The sequence below is a fragment of the Nesterenkonia sedimenti genome, from assembly GCF_012641515.1.
Classification (GTDB): Bacteria; Actinomycetota; Actinomycetes; order Actinomycetales; family Micrococcaceae; genus Nesterenkonia; species Nesterenkonia sedimenti.
Window position 1 is genome coordinate 116890 of the sequence record NZ_JABAHY010000002.1, and the last position, 16935, is coordinate 133824.

The 16935-nt window shown below is 63.8% G+C and carries 14 protein-coding genes; 10 read left to right on the top strand and 4 right to left on the bottom strand.

The annotated features are described in order from the left end of the window. Positions 1 to 120: 120 nt before the first annotated feature. The 7 genes from HGQ17_RS03505 (at position 121) to glmM (ending at position 6824) form a co-directional block, all read left to right on the top strand. Complete coding sequence (locus HGQ17_RS03505) at positions 121 to 1134, top strand: DNA-directed RNA polymerase subunit alpha (RefSeq protein ID WP_168886583.1); 1014 nt, start codon at positions 121 to 123, stop codon at positions 1132 to 1134. 68 nt (positions 1135 to 1202) lie between these two features. Further along, complete coding sequence (gene rplQ / locus HGQ17_RS03510; protein ID WP_168886584.1) at positions 1203 to 1796, top strand: 50S ribosomal protein L17; 594 nt, start codon at positions 1203 to 1205, stop codon at positions 1794 to 1796. Between the two features lie 248 nt (positions 1797 to 2044). Then, positions 2045 to 2893 (top strand): tRNA pseudouridine(38-40) synthase TruA, encoded by an 849-nt coding sequence (gene truA / locus HGQ17_RS03515; protein ID WP_168886585.1) that lies wholly within the window; start codon positions 2045 to 2047, stop codon positions 2891 to 2893. Continuing rightward, on the top strand, positions 2890 to 3780 hold the full coding sequence (locus HGQ17_RS03520) for a DNA-methyltransferase (protein WP_168886586.1): 891 nt from the start codon (positions 2890 to 2892) through the stop codon (positions 3778 to 3780). The genes truA and HGQ17_RS03520 overlap by 4 nt, the downstream gene beginning before the upstream one ends. 321 nt (positions 3781 to 4101) lie before the next feature. Beyond that, positions 4102 to 4545, top strand: coding sequence for a 50S ribosomal protein L13 (gene rplM, locus HGQ17_RS03525; protein WP_168886587.1), 444 nt, complete (start codon positions 4102 to 4104; stop codon positions 4543 to 4545). A gap of 36 nt (positions 4546 to 4581) precedes the next feature. Further along, on the top strand, positions 4582 to 5079 hold the full coding sequence (gene rpsI / locus HGQ17_RS03530; RefSeq protein ID WP_168886588.1) for a 30S ribosomal protein S9: 498 nt from the start codon (positions 4582 to 4584) through the stop codon (positions 5077 to 5079). Between the two features lie 392 nt (positions 5080 to 5471). Beyond that, on the top strand, positions 5472 to 6824 hold the full coding sequence (gene glmM, locus HGQ17_RS03535) for a phosphoglucosamine mutase (RefSeq protein WP_168886589.1): 1353 nt from the start codon (positions 5472 to 5474) through the stop codon (positions 6822 to 6824). A 4-nt stretch (positions 6825 to 6828) separates the two neighbouring features. On the opposite strand, the gene HGQ17_RS03540 is transcribed toward glmM, so the two are convergent. Next, on the bottom strand, positions 6829 to 7620 hold the full coding sequence (locus HGQ17_RS03540) for a M15 family metallopeptidase (protein WP_168886590.1): 792 nt from the start codon (positions 7618 to 7620) through the stop codon (positions 6829 to 6831). A 184-nt stretch (positions 7621 to 7804) separates the two neighbouring features. Here HGQ17_RS03540 and HGQ17_RS03545 point away from each other — a divergent pair, with 184 nt between their 5' ends. Further along, positions 7805 to 9169 (top strand): CapA family protein, encoded by a 1365-nt coding sequence (locus HGQ17_RS03545; RefSeq protein WP_168886591.1) that lies wholly within the window; start codon positions 7805 to 7807, stop codon positions 9167 to 9169. Between the two features lie 39 nt (positions 9170 to 9208). Here HGQ17_RS03545 and mscL read toward each other — a convergent pair whose 3' ends face one another. The 3 genes from mscL to HGQ17_RS03560 form a co-directional block, all read right to left on the bottom strand. Continuing rightward, complete coding sequence (mscL, locus tag HGQ17_RS03550) at positions 9209 to 9751, bottom strand: large conductance mechanosensitive channel protein MscL (protein WP_168886592.1); 543 nt, start codon at positions 9749 to 9751, stop codon at positions 9209 to 9211. 60 nt (positions 9752 to 9811) lie between these two features. Further along, positions 9812 to 10795, bottom strand: a complete 984-nt coding sequence (gene coaA, locus HGQ17_RS03555) for a type I pantothenate kinase (protein ID WP_168886593.1) — start codon at positions 10793 to 10795, stop codon at positions 9812 to 9814. Positions 10796 to 10870: 75 nt separating this feature from the next. Then, entirely contained in the window at positions 10871 to 14395 is a 3525-nt protein-coding gene (locus HGQ17_RS03560; RefSeq protein WP_168886594.1) for an indolepyruvate ferredoxin oxidoreductase family protein, read from the bottom strand. Positions 14396 to 14561: 166 nt separating this feature from the next. On the opposite strand from HGQ17_RS03560, the gene HGQ17_RS03565 reads away from it, so the two are divergent. Both HGQ17_RS03565 and glmS read left to right on the top strand, forming a co-directional pair. Then, on the top strand, positions 14562 to 15041 hold the full coding sequence (locus HGQ17_RS03565) for an Lrp/AsnC family transcriptional regulator (protein WP_168886595.1): 480 nt from the start codon (positions 14562 to 14564) through the stop codon (positions 15039 to 15041). Positions 15042 to 15060: 19 nt separating this feature from the next. Further along, positions 15061 to 16926 carry a glutamine--fructose-6-phosphate transaminase (isomerizing) gene (glmS, locus tag HGQ17_RS03570; RefSeq protein WP_168886596.1) on the top strand — a complete coding sequence of 622 codons (1866 nt, stop codon included), beginning with the start codon at positions 15061 to 15063 and terminating at the stop codon, positions 16924 to 16926. Positions 16927 to 16935: the final 9 nt, after the last annotated feature.

Genomic DNA, 16935 nt, shown 5'->3' on the forward strand with positions numbered 1-16935 from the left:
CTTACCCCAGCCCTGAATCCCGGCGGCGCACGGCACCACACCTATGGTGCCGGCGTCGTCGGAAAGACCACTGAAAAAAGAATGCGTCATATAGCGGATGCACTCTGAAAGGAATCACCAGTGCTCATTGCACAGCGCCCCACGCTGACTGAAGAAGTCGTTGACGAGAACCGTTCCCGCTTCACCATCGAGCCCCTGGAGCCCGGCTTCGGCTACACTCTGGGCAACTCGCTGCGCCGGACCCTGCTGTCCTCCATCCCCGGTGCTGCTGTGACCAGCATCCGGATCGACGGCATCCAGCACGAGTTCACCACCATCCCCGGTGCTAAGGAAGACGTCACCGAGCTGGTGCTCAACATCAAGAAGCTCTCCATCTCCTCCGAGCACGACGAGCCGGTTGTGGCTTACCTCCGCAAGGAGGGCCCCGGCCCGGTGACCGCCGCGGATATCACTCCGCCGGCCGGTGTCGAGTTCCACAACCCGGAGCTGGAGCTGCTGACCTTCAACGAGGACGGCAAGCTGGATCTGGAGCTGACCATCGAGCGTGGCCGCGGCTACGTCTCGGCAGCCATGAACAAGGTTGAGGACGCGGAGATCGGCCGGATCCCCGTGGACTCCATCTACTCCCCGGTGCTGAAGGTCAGCTTCAAGGTCGAGGCCACTCGTGTTGAGCAGCGCACCGACTTCGACAAGCTGACCATCGATGTGGAGACCAAGCCCTCGCTGTCCCCGCGGGATGCTCTGGCCTCGGCCGGTTCCACCCTGGTGGAGCTCTTCGGCCTGGCCAAGGAGCTGAACTTCTCCGCTGAGGGCATCGAGATCGGACCTTCCCCGACCGATGCAGCACTTGCCGCCGATATGGCCCTGCCGATTGAGGATCTGGAGCTCACCGTGCGCTCCTACAACTGCCTCAAGCGTGAAGGTATCCACACCATCGGTGAGCTCACCGCCCGCTCCGAGGCCGATCTCATGGACATCCGCAACTTCGGTGCCAAGTCCATCGACGAGGTCAAGGAGAAGCTGGTCGAGTACAACCTCCAGCTGAAGGACTCCCCGGAGGGCTTTGACCCGACGGCTGCCCGCTTCGCCGCTGAAGAGGACGAGTACGACGAGGACGCCCAGTTCTCCAACTGAGCGCCTGACCTGAAGTCATTCGTGCTCGCCGACCAGATTGGTGAGCGCCATTCCAAGGAGTAACAGACATGCCTACCCCAACTAAGGGAAAGCGCCTGGGCGGCAGCCCGGCGCATGAGAAGCAGATGCTGGCCAACCTCTCGGCCAGCCTGTTCGAGCACCGCTCGATCACCACCACACTGACCAAGGCCAAGCGGCTGCGCCCCTACGCCGAGAAGCTGATCACCAAAGCCAAGCGCGGTGACCTCGCTGCTCGCCGTGAGGTGGTCGCCAAGATCAGCGCCAACAACGCCACCAACCAGGCTGTTGTGCACGAGCTGTTCACCGTGATCGCACCGGCTATGGCCGAGCGTGAGGGTGGCTACACCCGGATCACCAAGATCGGCAACCGTAAGGGCGACAACGCCCCGATGGCTGTTATCGAGCTGGTCATGGAGCCCGTCTCCCCGAAGCAGAAGGTCGTCCAGGACGCTGAGGCTGCAACTGCCGCCGCAGCACCGGTGGAGCCGGCTGAGGTTGAGGCCGAGGAGACCACTGAGGTCGAGGCTGAAGAGACCGAGGCTGCTGCTGAGGAGACCGCCGAGGCCACTGAGGCTGAGGAGACCCCCGAGGCTGCGGAGGAAGAGGCGTCCGAGGAGTCTGAGGAGTCCGAAGAGAAGTAGTTTCCTCTCGTCTTCGTTGATGATCCCCCGATCGCATTGCGGTCGGGGGATCATCCGTTTAACCACAATGGTTTCTGCGCTGAGACGGAAAGGGAGTCAGTTCTCCTATCAGGCCATAGCTGACTCCCCGAACGTTTCATTTGGGGGATCTGTGTGGAGGGCGGTGAAACGGCGGGGGAGTGGGTGAATAGGCCGGCGGCGGCCTGACTCCCTGAACGTTTCATATTCGGTATCGATAGGGTTGGAGCATGCCCAGAATCCGCCTCGACCTGGCCTATGACGGCAATGCCTATAAGGGATGGGCCCACCAGCCGGGACTGCAAACTGTCGAAGGTGTGCTCCGCGAGGCATTGGCCACCATCATCCGGCGGGAGGTCCCGGTCACCGTGGCCGGCCGTACCGATGCCGGGGTGCACGCCCGCGGCCAGGTGGTCCACCTCGACCTCGAGGCTGAGGAGTTCGAGAATCTCGCCCGCGGCCGGGAGATTCAGCCCGCAGAGGCGATGACACGCAGACTCAATGGTGTCCTCGGCAGGCAGGAGGGCGGCGTCGTCGTCTATTCAGCCCGTGAGGTGCCAGCAGAATTCGATGCACGGTTCTCGGCCCTGAGCCGCACCTACACCTACCGAATTGCCGACCGGCGGGAACTCTGGGATCCGCTGCGTCGGTTCGATACCGCCTGGCTGCGCAGCGGTCTCGATGCCAAACTGATGGACGCTGAGGCCACCAGTGTTCTGGGGCTGCATGACTTCGGCGGCTTCTGCCGTCCCAGGGAGCACTCCACGACCATTCGGGACCTGCTGAGTTTCAGCATCACCCGAGGTGAGGATGAGGTGATCACCGCGCGGCTGACCGCTGATGCCTTCTGCCACCATATGGTCCGAGCCCTGATCGGCGCGGCGATCAGTGTGGGGGAGGGCCGGCGCGCCCCCGGCTGGCTGTTTGAACTGCTGCAGGATCCCGAATGGAATGAGCGGGTCCGCCTGGCCCCGCCCCAGGGACTGGTGCTGGAATCGGTGGACTACCCCGCCGATGACCTCCTGGCGGACCGCGCAGCCCAAACCCGAGCGCGGCGAGCGGATAAGCTGAACGAGTGAGTCAGCAGCCCCTGTGGAGCCCAGATGCCCCGAACACCGTGATCCATGGGGACAATCTGCCTGTGCTCGAAAAGCTGCCCAGCAACAGCTTCCAGCTGATCTACATCGACCCCCCGTTCAACACCGGACGGACGATGACCCGCCAGACTGTGCGCACGGTCCGTACCGAGGGGGCCAGCAGGGTGGGCTTCAAAGGCCACACCTATGAGACCATCAAAGGCACCCTGAGCTCCTATGACGACGCCTTCGCCGACTACTGGGGGTTCCTGGAGCCCCGGCTGGAGGAGGCCTGGCGGCTGCTGACCGAGGAGGGCACCCTCTACCTCCACCTGGACTACCGGGAGGTCCACTACGCCAAAGTCCTGCTCGATGCGCTCTTCGGCCGGGACTGCTTCCTCAACGAGATCATCTGGGCCTATGACTACGGGGCCCGCACCAATAAGCGCTGGCCGCCCAAGCACGACACCATCCTGGTCTATGTGAAGAACCCCGATAATTACCGGTTCAACAACGCCGAGGTCGATCGGGAGCCCTATATGGCCCCCGGGCTGGTCACCCCGGAGAAAGTCGCCCGCGGCAAACTGCCCACGGACGTCTGGTGGCACACGATTGTCGGCCCCACCTCCCGGGAGAAGACCGGCTACCCCACCCAGAAGCCCCTAGGGGTCATCCGCCGGATTGTGCAGGCATCCTCGGCCGAGGGGGACTGGGTGCTGGACTTCTTCGCCGGCTCCGGAACGCTGGGGGCTGCCGCAGCCGAGACAGGGCGCCGGTACCTACTCATCGACCAGAATCCGGAGGCGCTGAAGACCATGCAGAAACGCTTTGCGACCACGACGACGCCCCCGCAGTTCCTACGCCCCAACGGCCAGTTGGCCCTATCATGAACAACCCGGTATAGTAGAACGTTGTTGTGCGTGTCCAGTCCTGCCTGGATTCGTGTCGAGGCGGCTCAGTTGCATGGCCTTCAAGCCTCCACGAATGCGGTAAGGGACAACACGGGCCTCGAATCTCTCCGGCCCTCACCCGGGGAACGAGCAGCGCACTGAAACAAGCGAGGGCATCACAGCCACCGCGACCCGAAGGATGCAGCAGCAATCCGCTGCCGCATCTGAGACCAAGTGCATCAGCGCTTGATGCCGCCGCGCATCTCACACGTGGCAGCACAGTGCTGAACCGTAGAAGACCGACCGTAAGGCAAAACCACCGTGCGTACGTACACTCCTAAAGCAGGCGACGCCGACCCGCAGTGGCACATCATCGATGCCACTGACGTGGTCCTGGGCCGTCTCGCCTCCCACGCCGCCACCCTGCTGCGCGGCAAGCACAAGCCGACCTTTGCTCCTCACCAGGACATGGGCGACTTCGTGATCATCATCAACGCTGAGAAAGTCGCCGTCACCGGTGACAAGGCAGCCAAGAAGACCTACCACCGTCACTCCGGCTTCCCGGGCGGGCTGAAGTCCATCAGCTTCGAGCAGATGATCCAGCGTCACCCCACCCGAGCTGTGGAAGAGGCCGTCAAGGGCATGATTCCGCACACCAAGCTCGGCCGCGCTCAGCTGAAGAAGCTGCGCGTCTACGCAGGCAGCGAGCACCCGCACGCTGCCCAGCAGCCCAAGCCGTTTGAGATCAGCCAGGTCGCCCAGTAATCCGGGCCCGACTCTAGAGACTTAATTAGGAGAACCGTGGCTCAGAACACTGAAGAGCTTACTGAAACCGAGGAGCTGTCCAGCTACACCTCGGAATCTGCCCCGACCACCACTGAGGAGCCCGCTGCAGAGCGTGCCCCGCTGACCGTTCCCGGTGCTGCCATCGGCCGTCGCAAGCGCGCCCGCGCCCGCGTCCGCCTGATCCCCGGTACCGGCAAGTGGACCATCAACGGCCGCAGCCTGGAGGACTACTTCCCCAATAAGCTGCACCAGCAGGAGGTCAACGACCCCTTCACCCTGCTGGGCCTGCAGGAAAGCTACGACGTCGTCGCACTGATCGACGGCGGCGGACCTTCCGGCCAGGCCGGTGCCCTGCGCCTGGGCATCTCCCGTGCCCTCAACGGCATCGACCGTGAGCACAACCGCCCGGCACTGAAGAAGGCAGGCTTCCTGACCCGCGACGCCCGTGCCGTGGAGCGCAAGAAGGCCGGCCTTAAGAAGGCCCGTAAGGCTCCGCAGTACTCCAAGCGTTAATTTAGGCATTCCCGGCGCCCTGCTCGGCAGGCGCCCCGAAGCCATCAGGCTGGTCGACCAGCCGCTGAGAAGGCCCGTATCCACAGCCATTGTGCTGACAGGATGCGGGCCTTTTCGTGTCTAGACGGAGGTCTCAGAATGGTGACATTTCCGTCTCTTTTTAAGAACATTACCTATTTGGGCTCCGAACCCGTTCTACAGTGAGGGCGGTCCACAAAGGACCTCTAACTACATAGGCACTGTCTCGCACAGGGCCGGAATCACAGACAAGGAACGGTTATTGCGGTGGAACCACCCCGCCCGAGGTGTTGATCACAGCTTGATACCGAAAATCCCCGTCAGGTCCTCCTGGCGGGGATTTTTCATCTGGGAGCGTTAGACTCACATCCAATATGACCAGATTGTTCGGAACTGATGGAGTACGTGGTCAGGCCAATGGGCTGCTGACCGCTGACCTGGCTCTTCGTCTCTCCCAGGCCGCCGCGGTGGTGCTGGGACATCGGCGTACCCCTGAGAACCGCAGGCCGGTTGCCGTCGTCGCCCGGGACCCCCGAGTCTCCGGAGAATTTCTCTCTGCCGCAGTGGAGGCCGGACTCGCCTCCTCAGGTGTGGATGTCATGGACGCCGGAGTACTGCCCACTCCCGCAGCAGCATTCCTCGTGGCCGACTTCGACGCCGACTTCGGGGTCATGATCTCAGCCAGCCACAATCCGGCCCCCGACAACGGGATCAAATTCCTCGGCCGGGGCGGACATAAGCTCGACGACGCCGTCGAGGACGAGATCGAGGCCCAGATGGGCCAGGCCCCGCTGATGCCCCTGGGTGAGCAGGTGGGGCGGGTCAAACGCTTCTCAGACGCTGAAGACCGCTATGTGGTCCACCTCCTGCAGTCCCTGGGCGAGGTCACCCTCAAAGGCCTCAAGATCGTCATCGACTGCGCTCACGGTGCTGCAAGCGGCTGCTCCCCGGAGGCATTCGCCACCGCTGGCGCCGATGTGGTGGTCATCGGCGCCGACCCCGATGGACTCAATATCAACCAGGACTATGGCTCCACCCACCTGGAGAACCTCCAGGAGGCTGTGGTGGCCCACGGGGCAGACTTCGGTATCGCCCACGATGGCGACGCCGACCGCTGCCTGGCGGTGGACCATACCGGAGCCGTCGTCGACGGCGACCAGATCATGGGCATCCTGGCCGTGGCCCTGCGGGATTCCGGGCAGCTGACCGATAACACCCTGGTCGTGACGGTGATGTCCAATCTGGGACTGAAACTGGGTATGGAAGCCGCCGGTATCTCCCTGGTGGAAACAGCAGTGGGGGACCGGTATGTGCTCGAAGGAATGCGCGCCGGCGGCTACTCCCTGGGCGGGGAACAGTCCGGACACGTGATCTTCGCCGACTACGCCACCACCGGCGATGGCGTGCTCACCGGTCTGCAGCTGGCAGCCCGGGTAGCAGCAACCGGAAAGAGCCTGCGCGAACTGGCCGATGCCGCCATGACCCGCCTGCCCCAGGTACTGATCAACGTCAAAGGCGTGGACAAAGCCAAGGTGAAGACCCACCAGGCAGTCCAGGATGCAGTGGCTGATGCCGAACTGCGCCTGGGCGACTCCGGACGCGTACTGCTGCGCCCCTCAGGCACTGAACCGGTGGTACGGGTGATGGTCGAGGCCACCACCGCGGAACTGGCCGAATCGGAGTCCCATGCCCTGGCGGATGTCGTCAAGGCCGAACTGGCCCTGTGATCCCTCAGTCCAGGTAATCCGGGGCCGGGGGCTGATCCCAGTACTCCTCCAGGGTCAGGCCCTGCTCGGTGACCTCTACGGCGGTCTCGACACCCACATAGCGTAGGTGCCAGGGCTCGTACTGGAAGCCCACGATCTCTTCTGCGCCCTCGGGGTAGCGGATGATGAAGCCGAACTCGGGTGCGTTCTCCGCCACCCATTGGCCGGCCTCAGTCTCGCCGAAACAGGCCCGCAGATAACAGTCCCGGTCCTCGAGGTCGGCCACATCCACAGCGAGGCCAGTCTGATGCTCGGAGTACCCTGGGCGGGCACTGAACCGATCAGCGGCCTCCTCGCCCTGATCGGCGACATACTGGTCATAGAGCGCCTGCTGGAACTCGAAGTCCCGGTAGGCAGTGGTGACCCATAGTTGGATCCCATCAGCCTCAGCGGCGGCGAATAGCTCTTCCAGGGTCTCAGCAGGTTCCTCACGAAGCTCAGGATCTCCGAACTCATTGGGCGCATCGGCGACGGCGAGGTCACTGGGTACAAAGTCGATGGGGTCTAGAGGATTGGCGCGGTTGACCAGCACATGGATGGACTCCGGATCCCAGGAGGCCTCACTGGCCGGCTCAGCCTCAGACTCGGGGCTCTGCTCGGCCGTGCTCTTCGGCTCCTCAGAGTCCTCAGTTACCTCTGTATCGGCCTGCTCAGTGGAGTCCTCCGCAGTGGTCTCATCCTCAGCGGGGGAGTCAGCCTGACCCCCGGGGTCCTGGGTGTCACCCTCGGCGCAGCCTGCCAGCAGCAGCATTCCCATCGCAGTCGGTATGCAATATCGCGTCCCCACCCTCATTCGCATAGCCCCAGGTTACCGGCAGGGGCACAATGCAGATTCCGCAGGCGCCTGTTCACTCTGCAGCACCGAATAGGCTCCTGCACTGCGAACACGGTCCTGCATAACCGGGCGGAATGAGGTCGACGACGGGGTAGGCTCAGCTGGGATGAGAACTCTGCCCCGCCCTAGCTCTGGGCGCCACCTTCGTTATGCCCTGCCGCTGGCCCTTCTGCTGGCCACCTCCTGCGCCACCTGGGATGCCGAGAACGACGGCGACTCAGACCAGCAGTCGGGGTCCCCCGCCACAACATCACCTCCTGCCGAAGGGACCGATGCTGACCCGGGGCAGCAGGAGGACAACCAGGAGACCACGGAGGATACCCCGGAGGAGTCCGGGGATGTGGAGTTCACCATCGTCTCCACCGGGGATGTGCTGCCCCATGACAATGTCATCGACGCCGCCGCCGAACTGGCCGGTGACCCCGAGGGATCCCAGGGCTACGAGTTCAGGCCCCTGCTGGCGGAGGTTGAGGAATGGGTCAGCGGCGCTGATCTGGCCCTCTGCAGTATGGAGGTCCCCCTGACCCCACCTGGGGTCGAACCCGAGGGCTACCCCACCTTCGGTGCCCCCGAGGAACTGGTTCCGGCCCTGTCCGAGACCGGTTTCCACGGCTGCAACACAGCCAATAACCACTCCATGGACCGGGATATCGCCGGCCTGGAGCACACTATGGAGATGTTCGAGGACCAGGGGATGGGCCATGTGGGCACCGCCCGCAGTGAGCAGGAGGCCCAGGCCGCCCAGTTCTACACCCTGGAACGGGCAGACCGGGAGATCACCGTGGCCCATCTGTCCACCACCATGCTGCATAACCACGCCTATCCCATCCCCGATGACGAATCCTGGCGGGTCACCGACCTCAGCGCTGAGGAGCTGACCGAGGCGGCAGCGGAGGCCCGACAGCAGGGAGCCGACGTCGTCGTCGCCTCCGTGCACTGGGGGACCGAGTATGTCGATGAACCCACCGCCCAGCAGCGCGAATACGGAGAGCAGCTGGCCGCAGGCGGGGAGATCGATGCGGTCTACGGCAACCACTCCCATACCCCACAGCCGATCGAGGAGCTCGAGGGCGGTCCCGCCGGAGAGGGGATGTGGGTGGTCTGGTCGATGGGGAACTTCCTGCACAACCAGGACGAGCACTGCTGTGTGCCCGAGGCCGCCACCGGGACGCTGGTCTACGCCCAGGTGGAGGCGCCTGAGGGCGAGGAGCCGCGGGTCACCGGTATGGACTGGTCACCGGTGACCGTGGACCGGGAGAACCAGAGCCGGGATGATGAGGAATTCTATGGGATATGGCCACTGAGCCCTCTGCGTGAGGAGATCCCCGATGGCGTGGTCAGCCTGGATGAGGCCACCGTCGAGGAACGCTGGGAGCTGGTCGCTGGGGTGATGGACCCCGACCACCTCCGGGATCAGCCCCCGACCCCTACCGGAGACGACCCCGAAGTCCACCCCCGAGGGGATTCCTGAGCGGCGAGCGAAGCGACGACGCGACGTTAGGGGAACAGCTCAGTCCTTGCCCCAGAGGATGTTCTTGGCCTTGCCGAGAGCGGTCTTGGAGCGGGCGGCTTCCTCAGCCTCGGCCTGGGTCTTCTCCTCCTCGAGCTTCCGCTCCGCCTCCACTGCGGCAGCGAAGGCCGCGGGGTTGACGACCTCGGTCTGGGTCTTGAGCTGGTCGCGGATCTCCTTCAGGAGGGTGATGTTCTCGTCTTCCTCCTCCTCGGGACCGCCCAGAGCCTTATTACGGGCCTCAATCATCTTGGTCATCGGCAGCACGACGACGAAGTAGATCGCAGCGGCGATGATCAGGAAGTTGACCACCTCGGTGGCCAGCACACCGAATTGCATCGGCGGGCCCTCAGCACCGGGGAGGGTCACTGCCCAGAGATTGTCGAAATCGGGTTCATCGGTGAAGACCTGAGCCACCAGGCGCATCAGGACGTTATCAACCAGCGCGTTGACGACTGCGCCGAAGGCTGCGCCCAGCACCACGGCAACAGCGAGATCGACTACATTTCCCTGCTGAATGAATTTAAAGAATCCCTTAAACATGTGGCCAGTTTATGCCGGTACTGTTCATCAGGGTAGGCCTGGGTGAATATTGGTGTTTTGTCAGACCTTGCGCAGCAGCACTCGCGAGACGGAATGGTCCTCGCTCTTGGACATCACCAGCCGGGCGCGTGAGCGGGTCGGCTGAATGTTCTCTTTAAGGTTCGGCCCGTTGATCCGTTGCCAGATATCGGTGGCCCGGGCCAGGGCCTCGTCATCGGTCAGCGAGCTGTACTGGTGGAAATAGCTTTCGGGATTCGCGAAGGCACCGTAGCGCCAGCGCATGAACCGGTCCACATACCACTGCTGAATATGTTTGGGGCTGGCATCGACATAGATGGAGAAGTCAAAGAAGTCGCTCAGGGCCAGACCGGTGGTTCCATCGGCGCGGACCCGGGCAGGCTGCAGGACGTTGAGCCCCTCGACGATCAGCACATCGGGACGGCGGACCACCACACGCTCGTCGGGGATGATGTCGTATTTCAGGTGGGAGTACTTCGGTGCGGTCACCTCAGGTTTGCCAGATTTCACCTCGGCGACCATCCGCAGCAGGGCCCGGCGGTCATAGGCCTCCGGGAAGCCCTTGCGTTCCATCAGCCCGCGGCGCTTGAGCTCCTCATTGGGGTAGAGGAACCCATCGGTGGTCACCAGTTCCACCCGCGGTGTGGAGGGCCAGCGGCGCAGCATCTCCTGCAGCACGCGGGCAGTGGTGGACTTACCCACAGCCACCGAACCGGCGACTCCGATGACGAAGGGGGTGCGTCGAGTGATTTCACCCAGGAAGTCATTGGTGGCCGCACGCAGTCGGGCGGCGTTCTCCACGTAGATGTTCAACAGGCGGGACAGCGGGAGGTAGACCTGGGCGACCTCATCCAGGGAGAGATGCTCTCCGATTCCGCGCAGCCGGTCGACATCCTCCTGGTTCAGGGGCTGTTCGATCGTATCGGCCAGCCGTGCCCAGGCATGTCGGTCCAATTCCACGAACGGTGAATAGGATGCGGCTTCACCAGGGACAGGCGGTGAGCCTGCCCACGGGGCGGTTCCCATGATCTCCGGGGGCACCGGTATTGGAGACGTGTGGGTGCTGTGAAACTCAGTCGGCACACAGACACCCTACAGCTATCAGGCGGGGCTCGGCGTCGTCGCCGTTTTTGCGTCGAACTCTTCTCGCAACTGGGCCAGCTGTGTCCGGTAGGCGGTCACGTTCTTCAGCTTCACATCCTCATAGCCGCGCACCATATCCGGCAACCCCAGCAGGGCCACGGCCTCGGTGTGATTCTCGCCGGTGAGGTGGTCCAGCAGATGATTGATCAGCTGCCGGTACTCGGTGATCAGCTCACGTTCGACCACGCGCACCTCCGCCTTACCGAAGGGATCCAGCCGAGTGCCGCGCAGTTTCTTCATCCGCTGCAGGGCCTTGAACCCGGGGCGGAACCAGGGGCCGAATTTCAGCTTCCGGTCCATCCCCAGGGCACGCAGGAAGGGCGGGTGGAGGTTCCAGGCCGCCGTTGCGCCCTCGCCGAACTGTTGGCTCATCTGCTCGGAGACCTGCTCGTCCAGGGCCAGACGGGCAACCTCGTATTCGTCCTTATAGGCCATCAGCTTGTAGAGGTAGCGGGCGGCGGTCTCAGCCAGCAGGGTGCTGCCGGGAAGCACCTCATCCTCCCGGGCGGCTACCCGTTCGATCATCTGGCGGTAACCCCGGGCATAGTCCTCATCCTGATATTCCACGAGATCGGCTGAGCGGGTCCGCAGCAGCCGTTCCAGCTCGGTCTCCCCGGGCTCAGCGGCCCATGGGTCAGTCACAGTGCCACCGGTGCGCTGCTCATCAGCGGCGGCATCCAGGGCCTGCGGGTCAGCGATGAACTGGCGTCCCCGGCGGAAGGCCTGCAGGTTCTTCTCCACCGCGGCCCCATTGAGCCGGATAGCCTCCTCGATGGCGGAGGCCGGGATCGGCAGCGCCCCCGCCTGGAAGGCCACACCGACGATGAAAGTATTGGCGTACTGGTCATTGCCGAAGAGATCCAGAACCAGCTGGCGGGCATCGAGGATCGCAGCCCCGGGCTTGGCCCGGGAGGCCACCTGCTCACCGAGGGCCACCGGGTCAGGGAAGGTCTTACTGGTATCGGAGACCATATGGCCGGTGGGCACCTTGGCGGTGTTCAGCACAGCGAAGGTCCGCTCCGGGGAGACCGCCTGCAGGGTCGGCTCATCGGCGGCGACCAGGATGTCGCAGCCCAGATAGGCATCGCATTCCCCGGCGGCCAATTTATTGGAGGTCGCTTCCCGGCTGCGGGTGAACCGCACATCGGAGACCACCGCGCCACCCTTCTGTGCCAGTCCAGTCTGGTCCAGGGAACGGGCATGCCAGCCGGCCAGGAGTCCGGCGGTGGCCAGGATCTGGGAGATGGTCACTACACCGGTTCCGCCCACACCGGCCAGGCGGACACCGAACTCATCGGCGTCGTTCCGCTGAGGCGGTTCGGGGAGATCGTTCTCGGCCAGCAGCTGCGGGTCCTTATCGATACCCGCCCCGGAGGGCTCCACAGTCAGGAACGCGGGGCAGTCGCCCTTGAGGCAGCTGTAGTCCAGATTGCAGGAGGACTGATGAATCTGGGTCTTACGCCCCAGCTCAGTCTCCACCGGCTGGACCGAGAGACAGTTGGACTTCACTCCGCAGTCCCCGCAGCCCTCACAGATGCGCTCATTGATGAAGATCCGCTGAGTGGGAGTCTCGGCTAGGCCGCGTTTGCGTTTGCGTCGCAGCTCAGTGGCACATTCCTGATCATGGATCAGCACGGTCACCCCGGGGGTCTGCGCCAGGGTCTTCTGCGCCTCATCCATCCGGTCGCGGTGCCAGACCTGGACATCCCGGGGCAGTTTGATCTTCTTATAGCGCTTCAGCTCCTCGGTGGTCACAATGATCCGGGCTACCCCTTCGGCCTTGAGCACATCGACAATCTGCTCCACGGTCATCTCACCGACTGCCTGCTGGCCACCGGTCATGGCCACCGCATTGTTGTAGAGCAATTTATAGGTCATATTCACCCCGGCGGAGACAGCCGCCCGCACCGCCAGGGAACCGGAGTGGTCGAAGGTGCCGTCACCGATGTTCTGCACGAAGTGGTCCCGGTCGATGAACTCGGACATGCCCAGCCACTGCAGCCCCTCACCACCCATCTGACACAGACCGGTGACGGTGCCGACCTGATCTTCATCCATCAGCAGCACCATGGCGTGACAGCCGATACCAGCACCGATGAGGGAATCCTCCTCACCGGGTTTAGTGGAGCTGTTATGCGGACAGCCGGAGCAGAAATAGGGGGCGCGTTTGGCGCTGGTGACCACCGGCAGCATCCGGCGACCATTGGGAGCACTGGCGAGATCATCCTCGGCGGTGGGTAGACCGTGGGCCTTCAGTCGGCGGGCCACCGGGCGGATGAGCTGATCGGTGTCCAACTCTCCGTATCCGGGAATGAGGTCGCCCCCGGCGTCGTCCTTCTTGCCGGTGATCCGCGGGGCAGCCTCGGTTCCATAGAGCACATCGCGGATAGCCGATTCCATGAAGGAGCGTTTTTCCTCCACCACCAGGATCTCGTCCAGGCCTTCGGCGAACTCCTCGACGATCCCCGGCTCCATCGGCCAGGGCATCCCGACTTTGAGCAGCCGCACCGGGGAGTTGGCCAGATCGGAGGTGTCCAGACCGTGGCGGCCCAGAGTGGCCAGCAGCTCATGCCAGGTGCGGCCGGAGGCCACAATCCCCAGTGTGTCTTTGGAGCCGGCGCCGACGATCTGGTTCAGCCCATTGGCGGCGGCGTATTCGCGGGCGATCCGCCAGCGAGTGGTCACCAGATCCCGTTCCAGCGGGCCCAGGGTCGGCTGCAGCAGCCGACCGGTTGGGATATGTTTCTTGGCCCCCTGGGGCACCTGCGGGGATGGCAGCTCGGTCAGGGACTGCAGGTCCACAGTGGAGGAACCATCGGCTACCGCTGTGACAATCTTCAGGCCCACCCAGAGCCCAGAGGCACGGGAGAGCTCGACGGCGTGCAGGCCCAGTTCCAGAACATCCTGACTATCAGCGGGGTAGAGGACCGGCATGCCCATATCGGCCAGGGCAAGCTCCGAGGCACAGGGCACGGAGGAGGATTTCGCTGCCGGGTCATCACCGACCAGAACCAGCGCACCACCCTGGGGATGGGCGCCCATCATATTGCCGTGCCGCAGGGCGTCACAGGCGCGGTCGAGTCCTGGGGCCTTGCCATACCAGATGCCCAGGACGCCATCGCGGTTGGCGCCTTCGAGAGTCTGCACCAGCTGGGTGCCCTGCAGGGCAGTGGCGGCGGCCTCCTCATTGAGGCCGGGCTGGAAGTGGATGTCGTTCTCCTGCAGCAGTGAGCCCTGCCGCCCCAGTTCGAGGTCGTAGCCGGCCAGCGGGGATCCCTCATAGCCGGAGATATAGGTGGCAACATTCAGGCCTGCTGCGCGGTCGCGCCGATGCTGATCGATCGGCAGACGGGTCAGGGCCTGGATACCGGTGAGCTGCACCAGTCCGGAGGTGCCCGAGTACCGCGCCTGCAGGGGAGAGGGGCCCTGGGCGGCAGTGGGGCTCTGTGCGGGAGTGGAGGTGTGCTGCATTTCCAGTGTCATATATGTGCCTTACGTCACAGGGTTCGTCTAGTTGTGCACTATCGTGAGGGATTGGTGGCCGAGCATTCAATAGTTGGCCTTCTGCTCTGTACCAATGGCCCAGTGAAAGCCGTGGGTCACCGAATAAATTGAACACTGTGATGAGCATCACAAGGAGCCTCCAGATATGCCACAGCATGCCGACGACCTCGACCTGCGGATCCTGCTGCTGTGCCTGGAACAACCCCGGGCCGGTGTCCGCGAATACGCACGTCAGCTCCAGGTCGCCCGCGGCACAGTCCAGGCCCGGCTGGAGAAGCTGACCCGAATGGGGGTCTTCGGCGGCTGGCAGCCGGTGATCGAACCCGCCCGGCTGGGCTATGACTCCAAAGCCTTTGTCCGGCTCAGCCTCGCCCAGGGCGTGCTGGACGAGGTCACCGAAGGCCTACGGGCCATCCCTGAGGTAACCGAGGCCGATTCCACCACTGGTGACAGCGACATCCTCTGCACTGTCGTCTCCCGGGGTCCGCAGTACCTCGAAGAGATCATTCAGCGCATTCTGAGCATCCCCGGTGTTCGCCGAACGCAGACCGAAACTGTGCTGCGCCAGAGGATCCCGCCCCGGGTGCACCCTCTGCTGCGCTCCCTTCGCGGAGAGTCCGGCTAAGCACGGTACCCTATGGGGCATGTGTGGAATCGTTGGCTATATCGGTGTGCCCCAGAAGATCAGTGAGCACCAGGCACTTGATGTGCTCATGGAGGGGCTGCGGCGTTTGGAGTATCGGGGCTATGACTCTGCCGGTGTGGCCACTGTGGCTGACGGACAGATTCAGGCCCGGAAGAAGTCCGGGAAGCTGGCTAACCTCATCGCCGAGATCGAGGCGCAGCCACTGACCCCGGCATCGGTGGGAATCGGTCACACCCGCTGGGCAACCCACGGCGGCCCCACTGACCAAAACGCTCACCCGCATTACGGAGATGAGGGCAAACTCGCAGTGATCCACAACGGGATCATCGAGAACTTCGCCCCGCTGAAGCAGAAACTCGACGCCGCCGATGAGAGCTTCGACTCCCAGACCGATACCGAGGTCGCAGCCAAGCTCATCGGCCAGGCCTTCCAGCAGACCGGTGACCTCACCGAGGCAATGCGCCAGGCGGTCAACGAGCTCGAAGGAGCCTTCACCCTGCTGGCCGTCCACGCCGATCAGCCCGACCGGGTGGTCGCCGCCCGCCGGAACTCACCCCTGGTGGTCGGCCTCGGCGAGGACGAGAACTTCCTGGGCTCCGATGTCTCCGGGTTCATCGACTTCACCCGCGAGGCCGTGGAGCTGGAACAGGATCAGATCGTCACCATCACCACCGATGACGTGGCGATCATCAACTTCGACGGCTCCCCGGCCGAGGGCAAACGCTTCCACGTGGACTGGGACGCCGCAGCCGCCGAGAAGGACGGCTATGACACCTTCATGGAGAAGGAGATCAACGACCAGCCCAAGGCCGTGGAGGACACCCTGCTGGGCCGCACTGATGCCTCCGGCCGGCTGATCCTCGATGAACTGCGCATCGACGCCGAAGAGCTCAAGGGCATCGCGAAGATCATTGTGCTGGCCTGCGGCACCGCCGCCTATGCCGGCATGGTGGCCAAATACGCCATCGAGCACTGGACCCGTATCCCGGTGGAGGTGGAACTGGCCCATGAATTCCGCTACCGGGATCCCATCATCGATGAGAACACCCTGATCGTCTCGGTCTCCCAGTCCGGTGAGACTATGGACACCCTGATGGCGGTCCGCTACGCCAAGGAACAGGGCGCTCGCACCCTGGCTATCTGCAACACCAACGGCTCCACCATCCCCCGGGAATCCGATGCCGTGCTCTACACCCACGCCGGACCCGAGATCGCGGTGGCCTCCACCAAGGCATTCCTGGCCCAGATCACCGCCGCCTACCTCCTGGGGCTCTACCTCGCCCAGCTGCGCGGTCAGATGTTCACCGGAGAGATCCAGGACATCCTGGCCGATCTGCATAAGATCCCCGGCAAGATCCAGCAGATCCTGGACAACGCCGATCAGATCAAGGACCTCGCCCGGGCCATGGCCGATTCCCCCAGTGTGCTGTTCCTGGGCCGGCATGTGGGCTACCCAGTGGCCATGGAGGGTGCCCTGAAGCTCAAGGAGCTGGCCTATATCCACGCTGAGGGCTTCGCCGCCGGTGAGCTCAAGCACGGCCCCATCGCACTGATCGAGGACGGTCAGCCGGTCTTCGTCGTCGTGCCCTCTCCACGTGGTCGGGACTCCCTGCACGGGAAGGTGGTCTCCAATATTCAGGAGGTCCGCGCCCGCGGAGCCAATGCGATCACCGTGGCAGAAGAGGGTGACGACTCCGTGACCGAGTTCTCCTCCACGGTCTTCTTCGTGCCCGAGACCCAGCCGCTGCTGATGCCGCTGCTGGCCACTGTGCCGCTGCAGATCTTCGCCTGCGCCCTGGCCAGTGAGAAAGGCTACGACGTCGACCAGCCGCGGAACCTCGCGAAATCCGTCACCGTGGAGTAGTGCGGGCCA